The sequence below is a fragment of the Methylobacterium symbioticum genome (assembly GCF_902141845.1).
Lineage (GTDB): Bacteria > Pseudomonadota > Alphaproteobacteria > Rhizobiales > Beijerinckiaceae > Methylobacterium > Methylobacterium symbioticum.
In genome coordinates, this window is sequence record NZ_CABFPH010000129.1 from 1 (window position 1) to 14000 (window position 14000).

The 14000-nt window shown below is 71.1% G+C and carries 11 protein-coding genes; 5 read left to right on the top strand and 6 right to left on the bottom strand.

The features are described 5' to 3' along the window. Positions 1-123 precede the first annotated feature (123 nt). Positions 124-1080 carry a LysR family transcriptional regulator gene (locus MET9862_RS25620; RefSeq protein ID WP_142585790.1) on the bottom strand — a complete coding sequence of 319 codons (957 nt, stop codon included), beginning with the start codon at positions 1078-1080 and terminating at the stop codon, positions 124-126. Positions 1081-1368: 288 nt separating this feature from the next. Between MET9862_RS25620 and MET9862_RS25625 the strand changes: the two genes are divergently transcribed. After that, positions 1369-5145 (top strand): response regulator, encoded by a 3777-nt coding sequence (locus MET9862_RS25625; RefSeq protein WP_185157006.1) that lies wholly within the window; start codon positions 1369-1371, stop codon positions 5143-5145. 39 nt (positions 5146-5184) lie between these two features. On the opposite strand, the gene MET9862_RS25630 is transcribed toward MET9862_RS25625, so the two are convergent. Next, the gene (locus tag MET9862_RS25630; RefSeq protein WP_142585792.1) at positions 5185-6018 is read right to left on the bottom strand and encodes a 3-oxoadipate:acetyl-CoA acetyltransferase; all 834 of its coding nucleotides are present in this window, start codon (positions 6016-6018) and stop codon (positions 5185-5187) included. Between the two features lie 196 nt (positions 6019-6214). Further along, positions 6215-6817, bottom strand: a complete 603-nt coding sequence (locus MET9862_RS25635) for a PepSY domain-containing protein (protein WP_142585793.1) — start codon at positions 6815-6817, stop codon at positions 6215-6217. 166 nt (positions 6818-6983) lie between these two features. Between MET9862_RS25635 and ydiJ the strand changes: the two genes are divergently transcribed. Both ydiJ and MET9862_RS25645 read left to right on the top strand, forming a co-directional pair. Beyond that, positions 6984-10052, top strand: coding sequence for a D-2-hydroxyglutarate dehydrogenase YdiJ (gene ydiJ, locus MET9862_RS25640; protein ID WP_142585794.1), 3069 nt, complete (start codon positions 6984-6986; stop codon positions 10050-10052). A gap of 14 nt (positions 10053-10066) precedes the next feature. Beyond that, on the top strand, positions 10067-10456 hold the full coding sequence (locus MET9862_RS25645; RefSeq protein WP_142585795.1) for a VOC family protein: 390 nt from the start codon (positions 10067-10069) through the stop codon (positions 10454-10456). Between the two features lie 57 nt (positions 10457-10513). On the opposite strand, the gene MET9862_RS25650 is transcribed toward MET9862_RS25645, so the two are convergent. The 3 genes from MET9862_RS25650 to MET9862_RS30540 form a co-directional block, all read right to left on the bottom strand. Next, on the bottom strand, positions 10514-11047 hold the full coding sequence (locus MET9862_RS25650) for a TetR/AcrR family transcriptional regulator (RefSeq protein ID WP_244612910.1): 534 nt from the start codon (positions 11045-11047) through the stop codon (positions 10514-10516). 44 nt (positions 11048-11091) lie between these two features. Continuing rightward, positions 11092-11565, bottom strand: a complete 474-nt coding sequence (locus tag MET9862_RS25655) for a nuclear transport factor 2 family protein (protein WP_142585796.1) — start codon at positions 11563-11565, stop codon at positions 11092-11094. A gap of 66 nt (positions 11566-11631) precedes the next feature. After that, on the bottom strand, positions 11632-11766 hold the full coding sequence (locus MET9862_RS30540; RefSeq protein ID WP_280178998.1) for a hypothetical protein: 135 nt from the start codon (positions 11764-11766) through the stop codon (positions 11632-11634). A gap of 224 nt (positions 11767-11990) precedes the next feature. Here MET9862_RS30540 and MET9862_RS25660 point away from each other — a divergent pair, with 224 nt between their 5' ends. Together MET9862_RS25660 and MET9862_RS25665 are read left to right on the top strand one after the other, a co-directional pair. After that, entirely contained in the window at positions 11991-12248 is a 258-nt protein-coding gene (locus MET9862_RS25660) for a hypothetical protein (RefSeq protein WP_142585799.1), read from the top strand. Between the two features lie 615 nt (positions 12249-12863). Beyond that, on the top strand, positions 12864-14000 hold a 1137-nt coding region (locus MET9862_RS25665; RefSeq protein ID WP_142585797.1), incomplete at its 3' end, for an HD-GYP domain-containing protein.

Consider the following 14000-nt stretch of genomic DNA (forward strand, 5'->3'; position numbering starts at 1 on the left):
CGGCGCGCGCGGGCAGGCGGGTGCCGCCGCGCGGCCCGCTCCGGCACCGCGCGCGCCGCGTGTCCCGCAGGCGGAGGAGCCGATCCCGATCCAGCCTCCGCCGGGCTCGGCGACGGGCGAGCCCTACTGAGGTGTGGGCGTGGCCAGGGGTTCGACCTCCTGCGTCTCGCCCGCCAGCCGCAGGAGGACCTGCCGCAGCCAGCGGTGGGCGGGATCGTCGTCGTAGGAGGCGTGCCAGAGCATCGAGACTGCCACAGGCTCAAGGTCCACCGGCACCGGGCTCACCGTGAGGCCGAGGGCACCCGCGAAATAGGTGGCGAGGCGCGCGTGCATCGTGGCGATCACCGGCGCGGCGCGCACGAGGAAAGGCACCACGAGGAAACGCGGCGTCGTCACCGCCAGGGTGCGGGAGAGGCCGAGCTTCGCCAGCGCGTCGTCCACCACCCCGTGCGCCGTCTCGCGCAGGCTGGTCAGGATGTGGGGGAAGCGCAGATAGTCCTCCAGGCTGATCGGCGGCGCGAGGCCGACCTGGGCGGCGTCGAAGAGGCAGACGTAGCTGTCGCGGTAGAGCAGGCGCTGCTTGTGGTGCATCTGGCCCTCCGACGCGAAGCCGATGGCGAGGTCGACCCGGTCCGTGTCGAGTTCCTCCAGAATATGCGCCCGGTCGATGGAGCGCAGCAGCAGGCGGATGCCCGGCGCCTCGGCGCGCAGGTAGGCGAGGAGGCGCGGGCCGAGCAGCACCTCCGTCGAATCCGGCAGACTGATCGTGAAGGTCCGCTCCACGACGCGCGGGTCGAAGCTCTCCTCGCGCCGCACCAGGGCCTGGATCTGCCGCAGGGTGCGGCGCACCGGCTCGGCCAGCGCAAGGGCCCGCGGCGTCGGGCGCATGCCCTCGGGCGCGCGGGTGAGCAGCTCGTCGCCGAGGAGGCGGCGCAGGCGCGCGAGGCTCGAACTCATCGCCGATTGCCCGATCCCGACCCGGGCCGCCGCACGGGTGACGCTGCGCTCGGTCAACAGGGCGTCGAGCGCGACGAGGAGGTTGAGATCCACCCGAGCGAGATCGACATGGTCGATGGTCATCGGAGACGGTATCGCTTCGATCGATTCGAAAACGTGCACCTTAGGCGTGCCGCGGCTGAGGGCAACGGCACCGTCCCGGCGGTGCGGCGGCCTCGGGTAAGGAGGAGAAAACAGTCCGCCTCGCCCCTCGGGTCGCCCTCGGGAACGTCCGCGAAAGCCGCGGTCTTATGCTAGAGCTACGCGGCACGCAGGAGGGGCACGGGCCAGTTGACTGGAGAACGGAGCGACACGCCTCCCGGGGCGCGCGGACCCGACTTCCTCGCCGGTGGTGGCGAGATGGGGGGGCGCATGCGCGCCTACGACTGGTCGCAGAGTCCGCTCGGGCCGCCCGAGACGTGGCCGCAGAGCCTCAAGACCGCGATCCGCATCGTGCTCACCTCGCGCTACGCGATGTGGATGCTATGGGGCCCCGACCTCACCTTCTTCTGCAATGACGCCTACCGGCCGACCCTCGGCGTCAAGGAGTCCTGGGCGCTCGGTGCCCGCTCCAACCGGGTCTGGGAGGAGATCTGGCCCGATATCGGCCCGCGCATCGATCACGTGCTGGCGACCGGCGAGGCCACCTGGGACGAGGGGCTGCTCCTGTTCCTGGAACGCGCCGGGTTCCCCGAGGAGACCTACCACACCTTCTCCTACTCGCCGCTCACCGACAACGCGGGCGCCATCGCCGGCATGCTCTGCGTCGTCACCGAGGAGACCGAGCGCGTCGTCGGCGACCGGCGCATGCGCCTGCTCGGCGGCCTCGGCGGACGACTCGCGCGATCCCGCACACGAGAGGCGGTGTGCGAGGCCGTCGCTGAGAGCCTCGCCGAGACGCCGGACGACATCCCTGCGTCCCTGCTCTACCTGTTCGACGGCGCGGGCGGCGCCCGGCTCGCCCGCGCGGTCGGCTTCCCGGCCGGGCATCCGGCGGCGCAGGACCATGTCGCGGCTGGGGCGTTGGGGGCGTGGCCGCTCTCCGCGGTCGAAACCGAAGCTGTTCTGGTCGAGGCGATGCCCGGCGGGGGATCGCCGCTCGCCCGTCCGGGCTGGGGCCGGCCGATCACGAGCGCGCTCCTCGCGCCGATCCGCGGTCAGGGCGAGGATCGGCCGGTCGGCGTCCTCGTCGCCGCGCTCAATCCGCATCGCCCGCTCGATCCGGGCTATCGCGGCTTCGTCGGCCTGCTCGCCGGCCAGGTCTCGGCCGGGCTCGCCAGCGCCGAGGCCTACGAGGCCGAGCGCCGCCGGGCCGAGGCGCTGGCCGAGCTCGATCGCGCCCGCACCGTGTTCTTCTCCAATATCAGCCACGAGTTCCGCACCCCGCTCACGCTGATGCTGAGCCCGCTCGAGGAGGTGCTGGCCGGGCCGGAGGCGGCGCTGCCCGCCGATACGCGCCACCTCGTCACGGTTGCCCACCGCAACGGTCTGCGCCTCCTGCGCCTCGTCAACGCGTTGCTGGATTTCTCCCGGGTCGAAGCCGGTCGCGCCACCGCCCGGTTCGAGCCGGTGGACCTTGCCGCCCTCACCGCGGAGCTGGCCGGGAACTTCCGCTCTCTGTGCGAACAGGCCGGTCTCGCCTTCGCGGTGGATTGCCCGGCTCTGGCCGAGCCCGTCGCGGTCGACCGGGACATGTGGGAGAAGGTGGTGCTCAACCTCCTCTCCAACGCCTTCAAGTTCACCTTCGCGGGCGGCATCGTGGTCGCCCTGGGACGCGAGGGCGACCAGGCCGTGCTCTCGGTCTCCGATACCGGCATCGGTATACCGGCCGCTGAGGTGCCGCGCCTGTTCGAGCGCTTCCACCGCGTCGAGGGCGCGCGGGGCCGTACCTTCGAGGGCAGCGGCATCGGCCTCGCCCTGGTGCAGGAGTTGGTGCGTCTCCATCAGGGCGAGATTGCCGTCGAGAGCGTGCCTGAGCGGGGCAGCACGTTCCGGGTCTCGCTGCCGCTCCGCCGCGCGCCGATGGAAGCCGGCGCGGTGCCGCTGCCGGCACCCGCCGCCACCGCGGTGCGGGCCGAGGCCTTCGTCGAGGAGGCGCGGCGCTGGCTGGAAAGCCCGGCGAGCGTGCCCGACGCGCTCGCCGATCTGCGCGACCTCCTGCCGGCGGAGGGCGCGGCGCGTCCCGGCGTCACCGGTGGGCACGTGCTCCTCGCCGACGACAACGCGGACATGCGCGAGCATCTGCGCCGCCTGCTCGCCCGCGACGGCTACACGGTGACCGCGGTCGCCGATGGTCGGGCCGCTCTCGAGGCGGCCCGCGCCCGCCCGCCCGACCTTCTCCTCACCGACGTGATGATGCCGCATCTCGACGGGTTCGGCCTGCTTCAGGCGGTGCGGGCCGATCCCGCCCTGCGCGAGGTGCCGGTGATCGTGCTCTCGGCCCGCGCGGGCGACGAGGCCAAGGTCGAGGGGCTGGATGCCGGCGCGGACGACTACCTGACGAAGCCCTTCTCGGCGCGCGAGCTGCTGGCCCGGGTCGGCGCGAATCTCCAGCTCGCCCGGGTTCGCCGGGAGGCTGCGGACGCGCTGCGCAGCCTCAATGCGAGCCTTGAGAGCGAGGTTGCGGAGCGCACCGCCGAGCGCGATCGGGTCTGGCGCAATTCCCGCGACCTGCTGGCGGTCCTGGGCAAGGACGGCATCTTCCGTGCGGTGAACCCAGCCTGGATCGCGATCCTCGGCCGTGACCCGGCCGAGGTGGTCGGCCGCAGCTTCCTCGACTTCATCTGGCCGGAGGACGCGGAGGCGAGCCGCGCCGCCCTCGACGAGGCGGCGGCGGGCCGCAACCTCACCGGCTTCGAGGACCGCTACCGCCACGCCGATGGCTCGCCCCGCTGGATCTCCTGGCACACCTCGCGCGAGGGCGACCTCGTCTACGCCTACGGGCGCGAGATCACCGCCGAGAAGAGTCAGGCCGAGGCCCTGCGCCAGACCGAGGAGGCGCTGCGCCAGTCGCAGAAGCTCGAGGCGGTGGGCCAGCTCACCGGCGGCGTGGCCCACGACTTCAACAACCTCCTGACGATCATCCGCTCGTCGGTCGACTTCCTGCGCCGGCCGAACCTGCCCGAGGAGCGCCGCCGCCGCTATCTGGAAGCGGTCTCGGACACGGTGGACCGCGCCGCCAAGCTCACCAGCCAGCTCCTCGCCTTCGCCCGGCGCCAGGCCCTCAAGCCGGAGACCTTCGAGGTCGGGCTGGTGCTGCGCGCCATGGCGGACATGATCGATACGGTGACCGGCGCGCGGGTGGCCGTGGTGACCGAGCTGCCGGAGGAGCGCTGCTACGTCCACGCCGATCTCAGCCAGTTCGAGACCGCCCTGGTGAACATGGCGGTCAACGCCCGCGACGCCATGGCGGGCGAGGGCACCCTGGTCCTGCGCCTCACCTGCGGCGGGTCCCTGCCGACGATCCGCGGGCATGCCGGCAGCGCCGGACCCTTCGCGGCCATCGCCCTCGCGGATAGCGGCTCGGGCATCCCGCCGGAGGTGCTGGGGCGGATCTTCGAGCCCTTCTTCACCACCAAGGAGGTGGGCAAGGGAACCGGGCTCGGGCTCTCCCAGGTCTTCGGCTTCGCCAAGCAGTCGGGCGGCAACGTCGATGTGGCGACGGCCGTCGGGCGCGGCACCACCTTCGTGCTCTACCTGCCCGAGGTCTCGCCGGAGGCGGAGCCCGAGCCCGAGGAGCCGGTCGAGCGCCCAGCCCCTGCGGGCGCCGGGCGCCGCGTCCTCGTGGTCGAGGACAATGTCGAGGTCGGGCGCTTCGCGACCCAGACCCTGCAGGATCTCGGCTACGTGACCACCTGGGCGGCCAATGCCGACGAGGCGCTGGCCCACCTGGAGGCGGATCCGGCCGGCTTCGACGTGGTCTTCACCGACGTGGTGATGCCGCGCATGAACGGCGTCGAGCTCGGCCGGGAGATCCGCCGCCGGCGTCCGGGCCTGCCGGTGGTTCTGGCCTCCGGCTACAGTCACGTGCTCGCCGAGGAGGGCCACCACGGCTTCGAGCTTCTGCAGAAGCCCTACTCGGTGGAGGACCTCTCCCGCGTGCTGCGGCAGGTCACGCGCCGCCGCCGCACGCCGCGGCCCCCAGGCTGATCCGCGCCCGGTTTCACGATCGGAGAGCGCCCGGGCGGTTCAGGCCGCCAGACGCAGCAGCGCCCGCGCCTGGGCCGGCGTGGCGACGCGTCGGCCGTGCCGGGCCACGGATTCGGCGGCGAGGCCGACAAGCTCCGCGTTGCTCGCGGCGAGCCGGTCCTTGGTGACCCGGATGTTGTCCTCGAGCCCGGTGCGGACCGCGTCCGCGCCGCGGGCCAGCGCCCAGTCCATCACGACCGCCTGGTTGCGGCCGATCCCCGCCGCAGTCCAGGTCGCCTCGGGCAGGACGCGGCGCAGCTCGGCCAGCAGGATGTCGAGGAGATGCGCCTCGGCCGGCATCGCGTTCTGCACGCCCATCACGAACTGCACATGGGGCCGCGCATCCATCAGGCCCGCCTCCACCAGACGCTTCGCCCCGTGCAGGTGCGACAGGTCGAAGATCTCGATCTCGGGGCGCACCCCGAAATCCTTCATCTGCGTGGCGAGGTCGGTCACCAGCGTCGCGTGGTTCTCGTAGACGATGGAGGGGAAGTTGACCGAGCCGGTCGACAGCGAGGCCATGTCCGGGCGGTGCCGGAGCGAGAGCCCCCGCTGGCTCGGGTCGCGCCCGCGCCCGCCGGTGGAGAACTGGACGATCATGCCGGGGCAGTGCCGGCGCAGGCCCTCCTGCACGGCCGCGAACCGGTCGGGATCGGAGGAGGGCGTCTCGTCGTCGTTGCGCACGTGGATATGGGCGAGGGTGGCGCCCGCCTCGAAGGCCTCGTGCGTGGACTCGATCTGCTCGGCGACGGAAATCGGAACCGCGGGATTGTCCTTCTTCCGCGGCACCGAACCGGTGATCGCCACCGCGACGACGACGGGGGCTTCTGCCATGACGCTGCACTCCTCCTGAAGGCGGGCATCCGTGCCCGGCCTGCCTCGGCCCCCGCGCCCAGATAGCCGGGATCGCCGCCCTGCGCAGCCTTGGGACGCCCGGGAGACGCGACATCCGCCGCCGCCTGCCAGCACCCGCCCACGAAAAAGGCCCCGGCCGAAGCCGGGGCCTCGCGATACGGGCTCCGCTTGGCGCTTACTTGCCGACGACCGTGCCGTCGGGGCCGATCTTGACCTCCTGCGTCCGGTCGGCGAGCGCCACCGAGATGTCGTACTGCACGGCGCTGCCGTCGCGCTTCACCTCGGCCTCGTAGGCCTTGCCCCCACCGGCCTGCTTCTCGGCGAGCGCCAGCGCGTCCTTCAACGAGGTCTTGGCGTTCTGGAAGTCGGCGGTCTTCAGGCGGGTGAAGTAGCGCTCGATCGGCTGGTTCTCGCTCTTGTAGAGCGCGCCGGTATCGGCGTTGATGCCGTATTCGACCAGCTTGCCGTCCGGGTAGACGACCTTGATGCTGTAATGGTTCGGGTTCTTGCTGTCGGCCTTCTCGAAGTCGGCATCGATGGCGCGCCCCTTCTCGCCCTGGCTCTCGGCGGTCTGGAGCGCCTGAGCGAGGCTGACCTTGCTCATCTTGGCGACCTGCCACTCCTTCATGTCCTTGGTCGCCTGCGCGTCCGAGGGCGTCGTGCCGGTGGCGGTGGGATGGTCCGCCTTCGGGGCGGTGGTCGGTGCCGGCGTCTGGGCGAGGGCGAGGCTCGTCGAGAGGGCGAGGAGGCCGGCGGCGGTGGCGAAACGGGTCAACATGGCGGGGCTACCCTCGGTCGGGGATGTTCAGGACCCCATGAACGCCGCGCGCGCCGAGATGGTTTCCTGTCCTGTCACAGCAATCATGACCTGCCAGTGAGGCCCCGGGCGCATGCGACGCCGGCGCGGGCTTGCGCGGGCCCGGCGTCCCGCGCAAAGCAGCCTCATGATCCCGCCGCTGACCCGTGAGACCGAGGCCCCCGCGCTCTACGCCGCCGCCTGCGCGGAGCTGCACGCCCGCGGCTTCGAGGGCGACCTCAGTCTCGCAGCCGCCGACCTCACGGTCTTCTCCACCGACAACTCGATCTATCAAGTCGAGCCCGGCGCCATAGCCTTCCCGAAGTCCCGCGACGACCTCGTGCGCATCGCCCGCCTCCTCGAAGACCCGCGCTTCGAGGGCCTCGTGCTCCGCCCCCGCGGCGGGGCGACGGGCACCAACGGCCAGTCGCTGGGTGGCGGCCTCGTGGTCGACACCTCGCGCCACATGAACCGCATCCTGGAGATCGACGTCGCGAACCGCACCGCGCGCGTCGAGCCGGGCGTGGTGAAGGATCAGCTCAACCGGGAGCTGGCCAGGCACGGCCTGTTCTTCGCCCCCGAGCTCTCCACCTCGAACCGCGCCACCATCGGCGGCATGATCTCGACGGATGCCTGCGGCCAGGGCTCCTGCCTCTACGGCAAGACTCGCGATCATGTCCGCGACCTCACCTGCGTCCTCACCGACGGCACGGTCTGGACGGCGGCTCCTCTCGATGCGGATGGGCTCGCCGCCGCCAAGGCCCGCACCGACCGCGTCGGGGCGATCCACCGCACAGTGGACGCCGTGATCGGCGAGAACGCCGCGCTCATCGCGGAGCGCTTCCCGAAGCTCAACCGCTGCCTCACCGGCTACGACCTCGCCCATGTCCGCGACGGGGAGGGCCGTTTCGACCTCAAGAGCCTGATCTGCGGCGCCGAGGGCACGCTGGCGCTGATCGCCGAGGCGCGGCTCGCCGTGCTGCCGATCCCGAAGGCGGCGGCTCTGGTGGCGCTGAGCTACGTCGATTTCGATGCCGCCCTCCGTGACGCCCGCGCGCTCCTGCCCTTCGGCGCGGCCTCGGTGGAGACCATCGACTCGACCGTCCTGGGCCTTGCCCGCAACGATCCCGGTTGGGCCGGCGTGCAGGCCTTCTTCCCCGACGATCCGGCCGGGCGACGGATCGAGGGCATCAACCTCGTCGAGTTCGTGGGCGACGACGAGGCGGCCGTGGAGGCCGCGCTGACCCGGCTCACCGAGGCGCTCGCGGCCGAGGACCACGCGGCGCGCATCGGCTTCACCGTGGCCCGGGGGGCGGCGATCGAGCGGCTCTGGACCATGCGCAAGAAGGCGGTCGGCCTGCTCGGCGCCGCCAAGGGCGATGCCCGGCCGATCCCCTTCGTGGAGGACACCGCGGTGCCGCCCGAGGTGCTCGCCGACTACATCGCCGAGTTCCGCGCCCTGCTCGACGGCAAGGGCCTGCGCTACGGCATGTTCGGCCATGTCGATGCCGGCGTGCTGCATGTGCGTCCAGCGATCGATCTGAAGGATCCGGCGCAGGACGCGCTGATCCGCGAGGTCACCGAGGGCGTCGTCGCGCTGACGCGGAAGTATGGCGGCCTGCTCTGGGGCGAGCACGGTAAGGGATTCCGCTCCGAATTCGTGCCGGCGGTGTTCGGGCCGCTGGTGCCGGCTTTGGAGGCGATCAAGCGCGCCTTCGATCCGGACGACCGGCTCAATCCCGGCAAGATCGCCTCCGCCCGCGGCGCGCCGCTCACCCCGATCGACGGGCCGACCCGGCGCGGCGCGCTCGATCGCACCATCCCGGCGCCCGTGCGCGTCGGTTTCGACGAGGCGCTCCACTGCAACGGCAACGGCGCCTGTTTCAGCTTCGACACCGACGAGGCGATGTGCCCGTCCTGGAAGGCGACGCGGGAGCGGCGCCACTCGCCCAAGGGCCGCGCTTCGCTGATGCGCGAGTGGCTGCGCCTCGCGAGCCAGGCCGGCTTCGATCCGCAGGCCGCACTGCGGGCCGAGCCGGCGGGCTGGCTCGGCCCCGTGGCGGCGACGCTGCGCGGGTCTCTGCGAAGCCGGTCCGCTCGCCGTGAGGACTTCTCCCATGCGGTGAAGGAGGCGATGGATGGTTGCCTCGCCTGCAAGTCCTGCACGGGCTCCTGCCCGATCAAGGTCGATGTCCCGAGCTTCCGGGCGAAATTCCTGGCCCTCTACCATCAGCGCTACGCGCGGCCCTGGAAGGACCATCTCGTCGCCGCGCTCGAATCGGCGCTGCCCCTCGCCGCACGGATGCCGGCCCTCGGCAACCGCCTGCTCGGCAACCCGGCCGCGCGGGCGCTCCTGAAGCGGATCGGCCTGGTGGCGATCCCGGACCTGTCGCAGCCGCTCGACCGCGCGCTCGCTGGCCTCGATGTGGCGACTGCGACGCCCGAGGCGCTGCGGGCGCTGCCGGAGGCCGACCGGGCGCGCGCCGTGGTGGTGGTGCAGGACGCCTTCACCAGCCATTTCGAGGCGCCCGTGGTGGCCGCGCTCTGCGCCCTGCTGATCGCGCTCGGCTTCCGGCCCTGGCTCGCGCCCTACCGGCCGAACGGCAAGCCGGCCCATGTCCACGGCTTCCTCGCCCGCTTCCGGCGGATCGCCGAGGCGAATGCGGCGATGCTGCGGGCGCTCGAGAAGACCGGCGTGCCTCTCGTCGGCGTCGATCCCTCGATGACGCTGACCTATCGCTCGGAATACGCACAGGCGCTCGGACCGGACACCATACCGAAGGTGCAACTCGTTCAGGAGTTCCTCGGCGCCCGGCTCGACCGGATCGCCCCCCGCGCGGCGGGTGCGCCCGTCAGGCTCCTGCCCCATTGCACCGAACGCACCAACGCGCCGGCCGCCGTGAAGGACTGGCAGGCTTTGTTCGCGCATCTCGGCTTGCGGCTCGACGTGCCGGCCGCGGGCTGCTGCGGCATGGCCGGCACCTACGGTCACGAGGCGCGCCACCGCGCCACCTCGGAGGTGATCTACGGCCAGAGCTGGGCGCGCCACGTGGCCGAGACGCCGACGGGCCTCGTCGCCGATGGCTATTCGTGCCGCTGCCAAGCCAAGCTCGTGGACGGCCGGCGCCTGCCCCATCCGGTCGAGGTGCTCCTCGCCCATGTCCGGACCGCCCCCGTGCGGCAGGATGCCGAAACCGTTCCAACCCTCGCCGCCTGACGGAGCGCCACGCCTTGGCCACGCCGACCTATACCTGCGACCATGTCCACCTGCGCAGCCGCGACGCGGTCGCGGCCGGGCGCTTCTACGTGGAGACCTTCGGGGCCCGCGAGACCGCTCGGATCGGCGCGCCTGTGAGCCGCGTCGTGCTCGATCTCGGCGGGCTGACCCTGTTCATCGAGCAGGTCGGGCCTGAGATGGCCCCGGCCGCGACACCGCCGCATCGCGGCATCGAGCATCTCGGTCTGCGCGTGCCCGATATCGAGGCCGCGGTGGCCGACCTGACCGCCCGGGGCATCGCCCTGGTCGCCGGCATCACGCAGGTGAATCCCAACCTGCGCACCGCTTTCCTCGACGGGCCGGACGGCGTGCGCATCGAGGTGCTGGAGCGCAAAGCCGCCTGATCCGAACCGCCGGGACAAGTTTTTAGGGATCGACCCGACCGGTCCTGGCGGGGACGTTCAGCCGCCCGCCAGCGCAGCCTCGATCCGCGCCGCAATCCGATCGAGGGTGCGGCCGAACAGGCCGGGGTCCTGCAGGGCGCTCGCCGTCACGAGCGCGCCCTGGATCGCCGTCACCGCCTCCTCGGCGAGGTCGACGGCCTTGGCCTCCGCCACGCCGGCCCGGCCAAGCGCCGCGGCGACCGCATCGCGCCAAGCGGCGAAATAGGCGTCGATGCGCTGGGCGAAGGTGTCGCGCACGGCCCCGAGGGCGAAGGCCCCGACGAGGCAGATGCGCTGTCCCGAGCGGAAATAGCTGTCGGTCGCGGCGAGCATGGCGCGGAGCGCCGCGGCTGGGTCCGGATCCTCTCGCAGAGGGCGGAACATCCGCGTCTCGAACCAGGCCTCGATCCCGTCGAGGACGCAGGCCGCCATCTCGGCCTTACCGCCGGGAAAGAAGTGGTAGAGGCTACCTTTGCCGAGCCCGGTCCGAGCGGAGATCACGGCGAGGCTCGCGCCCTCGAAACCGTGCTCGCGGAACACCTCCGCCAGCACGGGCAGGACGGCCTCGCGTGTCGGAGGCGCCTTCTGCGGCGGCTTCAGAGGCCCAGATCCGTCAGGCCGGGATGGTCGACCGGGCGCGGGCCCGAGCGGTCCCAATGGAACAGGCGCTCCCCCTCGCTGATGGCGAGGTCGTTGATGCTGGCGTGCCGTACGGCCATCAGGCCATTGTCGGCGAACTCCCAGTTCTCGTTGCCGTAGGCGCGGAACCACGCGCCCGCCTCGTCGTGGAACTCGTAGGCGAAGCGCACGGCGATCCGGTTTTCCGAGAAGGACCAGATCTCCTTGATCAGGCGGTACTCGTGTTCGCGGGCCCATTTCCGGGTGAGGAAATCGACGATGGCCGGCCGTCCCTGAAAGATCTCCGAGCGGTTCCGCCAGCGGCTGTCCGGCGTGTAGGCGAGAGACACCTTCTCGGGGTTGCCCCCGTTCCAGCCATCCTCGGCGGCGCGGACCTTCTGCATCGCCGTCTCCAGGGTGAAGGGCGGCAGCGGCGGGCGGCTCTCGGACATGGCTGGCTCCTCGGACAATGTCTGTACCGATCGGTACAGACACGGTCTGAGCCCGTCAAGGCCGCCTCAGACGAGGTAGATGGTGCCGTGCAGCCGGAACACCTTGGGGCAGTTCGCCTCGTCGACGAGTCTCTGCGCCTCTTCCAGCGAGATCTGCCGCGCCTGGGCGATCTCCGGCAGCGTCATCCACCTGGCCTGCATGGTCCTGTCTCCGTGCAGATGCAGAACGAGAGAGGTCGGCCCAGGGTTGCCGACGACGATCGCTCTCGCCGATGGCGCGAGAGTGGGACGGACACAGATCATAATCCCGGATGTCGGGTGTGAGCCGTCACGTCTCGGCGGATGGATGGGATCTATATAGGTTTCAGGCAGACGATGAGGCCGGATCGAAGGGCCTCGATTTCGAAAAGGAGAGAATTTTGGGCATGAAAACCCGTATCGCAGCCGCCGCGGCCGCACTTATCTTGGCCGTTGCGCCTTTGTCCTCGGTAATGGCCCTCACCGACACAGCCCGCACGACGATCTACCGCTTCGGCGATCCCGAGACGACCGGGGCGCTCGGGGTCCATGATGCGCCCTTCGACAAGGTCTGTCCGATGGGGTCGGCCGCGGAGGGCAATGCCAACCAGCAGACCCGGCCGGTCAAGCAGTACGGCCAGACCACGGGCGGGACCCTCTGCTGATCGAGCCGTGGCTATGCTGATCAAGGCATTCTCCTAAGCCGCTGCCTTCGCCTGCGGCCTCGCGGCGACCGTGATCGGTTCGGCCGGGATCCCGGCCGGCCTCTAGGCTGGACGGGCTGCGGGAGCCGGGATCCCGCCGCCCGGTTCGATGCTGCGCGGATTCACGGATCTGAGCTTCCCAGATCTCGAAATGTCGCCGCGTCGCTCTTCTGAGATCTGGATCAAGCCGGTTCGATAATCGAGTTTCTCCGAGCAATCTTCCTCATCGAACATGCGGGCTTCTTATCGAATGGGGACGGCGATGGATTTTTTTTCTCGCTCAGGCTGAAACACAAGTCTTATCTTGAATGCCTTGGCGGCGGACAACGCTGTTGGATGTTAATACCCGTTTTACCGGAGGGACCATACGTTGCGTCCATTGCAGGCCGGCCGCTGCCTTGACCCGATCGAGGCCGCGGACCGGCGGAAGGACACGACGATGCGCCAATCCCCGGGTGTGATCTCCGTAGGACCACCAGCGTCGTCACGGCGGGCCCGGCTCCTCGCGCAGGTCGCCGGATGCCGCGCCCGCCGGCGCGGCGCGCCGACGTTTCGGTCCCAGGCGGGATCATGAGCATGGACGCGCTCCTGGTTGACGACAGCTCGACCATGCGGTTGCGGTTGCGCCGGCTGCTCGAGGCCGAGCCGGACGTCATCGTGACAGACCACGGCAATCCGGCCGCGGCCCTGATCGAGGCGCGTACTCGGGCCTTCGACCTCATCCTGATCGATCACCACATGCCCGAGATGGCGGGCGTCACCTTCGTGGAGATCCTGCGCGCGATCCCGCATTACGCGCGGGTGCCGATCGTCATGATCACCAGTGATGTCTGCGACGCGGTCCGGATCGCGGCGCTCGAAGCCGGAGCCACCGACTTCCTCGACAAGCGCAGCACGGGCGTCGAGCTCGGCGCCCGCCTGCGCAACATGGTGCGCCTCGCCACCGCCGTGCGCCGCCTCGATGATCAGGCCGGCTGGCTCGCGAGCGAGGTCGAGATGGCGGTGCGCCACCTGCGCGAGCGCGAGGAGGAGATCATCTTCCGCCTGTCGCTGGCGGTGGAGTATCGCGACAACGACACCGGCGACCACACCTGGCGGGTGGCGCGCTACAGCCAGATCATGGCCGAGGCCCTCGACCTCGACCCGGCGCTATGCCGCCGCATCTATCTCGCGGCGCCGCTCCACGACGTGGGCAAGGTCGCCATCCCCGATACCGTGCTGCTGAAGCCGGGCAAGCTCGATGCGGCCGAGTTCGACTTGGTCAAGACGCACACCCATCTCGGCGCCCGCGTCCTCAGCGGCAGCACCTGCGAGCTGATCCGCCTCGCGGCCGACATTGCCGAGTCCCATCACGAGCGCTGGGACGGGAGCGGCTACCCGCATGGTCGGGCGGGCGAGCAGATCCCGCTCGCCGCCCGCATCGTCGCGGTGGCCGATGTGTTCGACGCGCTCACCAGCGAGCGGCCCTACAAGGCGGCGATGCCCTTCGACCTGGCCGTCGAGGCGATCCAGGCCGAGAGCGGGCGCCATTTCGATCCGGCCTGCGTGGCCGCCTTCTGCAGTCGCCTCGACGAGATCCGCGCGGCGCGCGCGAGCGCGGGCGATGCCGCGCGCCGGATGTTCGCCGAGGCCAAGGAGCCCTGGGCGCGGGTTCCGGCCCTGCTCCGCGAGGCGGCCGGCGGCACCGGAGGCGCGCCGGGCTGGACGCCGGCC

What these genes read in the sequence shown, in the direction of transcription:
- MET9862_RS25620 (WP_142585790.1), bottom strand. Translation starts at nt 1,080, where the DNA reads ATGACCATCGACCATGTCGATCTCGCTCGGGTGGATCTCAACCTCCTC.
- MET9862_RS25625 (WP_185157006.1), top strand. Translation starts at nt 1,369, where the DNA reads ATGCGCGCCTACGACTGGTCGCAGAGTCCGCTCGGGCCGCCCGAGACG.
- MET9862_RS25630 (WP_142585792.1), bottom strand. Translation starts at nt 6,018, where the DNA reads ATGGCAGAAGCCCCCGTCGTCGTCGCGGTGGCGATCACCGGTTCGGTG.
- MET9862_RS25635 (WP_142585793.1), bottom strand. Translation starts at nt 6,817, where the DNA reads ATGTTGACCCGTTTCGCCACCGCCGCCGGCCTCCTCGCCCTCTCGACG.
- ydiJ (WP_142585794.1), top strand. Translation starts at nt 6,984, where the DNA reads ATGATCCCGCCGCTGACCCGTGAGACCGAGGCCCCCGCGCTCTACGCC.
- MET9862_RS25655 (WP_142585796.1), bottom strand. Translation starts at nt 11,565, where the DNA reads ATGTCCGAGAGCCGCCCGCCGCTGCCGCCCTTCACCCTGGAGACGGCG.
- MET9862_RS30540 (WP_280178998.1), bottom strand. Translation starts at nt 11,766, where the DNA reads ATGCAGGCCAGGTGGATGACGCTGCCGGAGATCGCCCAGGCGCGGCAG.
- MET9862_RS25660 (WP_142585799.1), top strand. Translation starts at nt 11,991, where the DNA reads ATGAAAACCCGTATCGCAGCCGCCGCGGCCGCACTTATCTTGGCCGTT.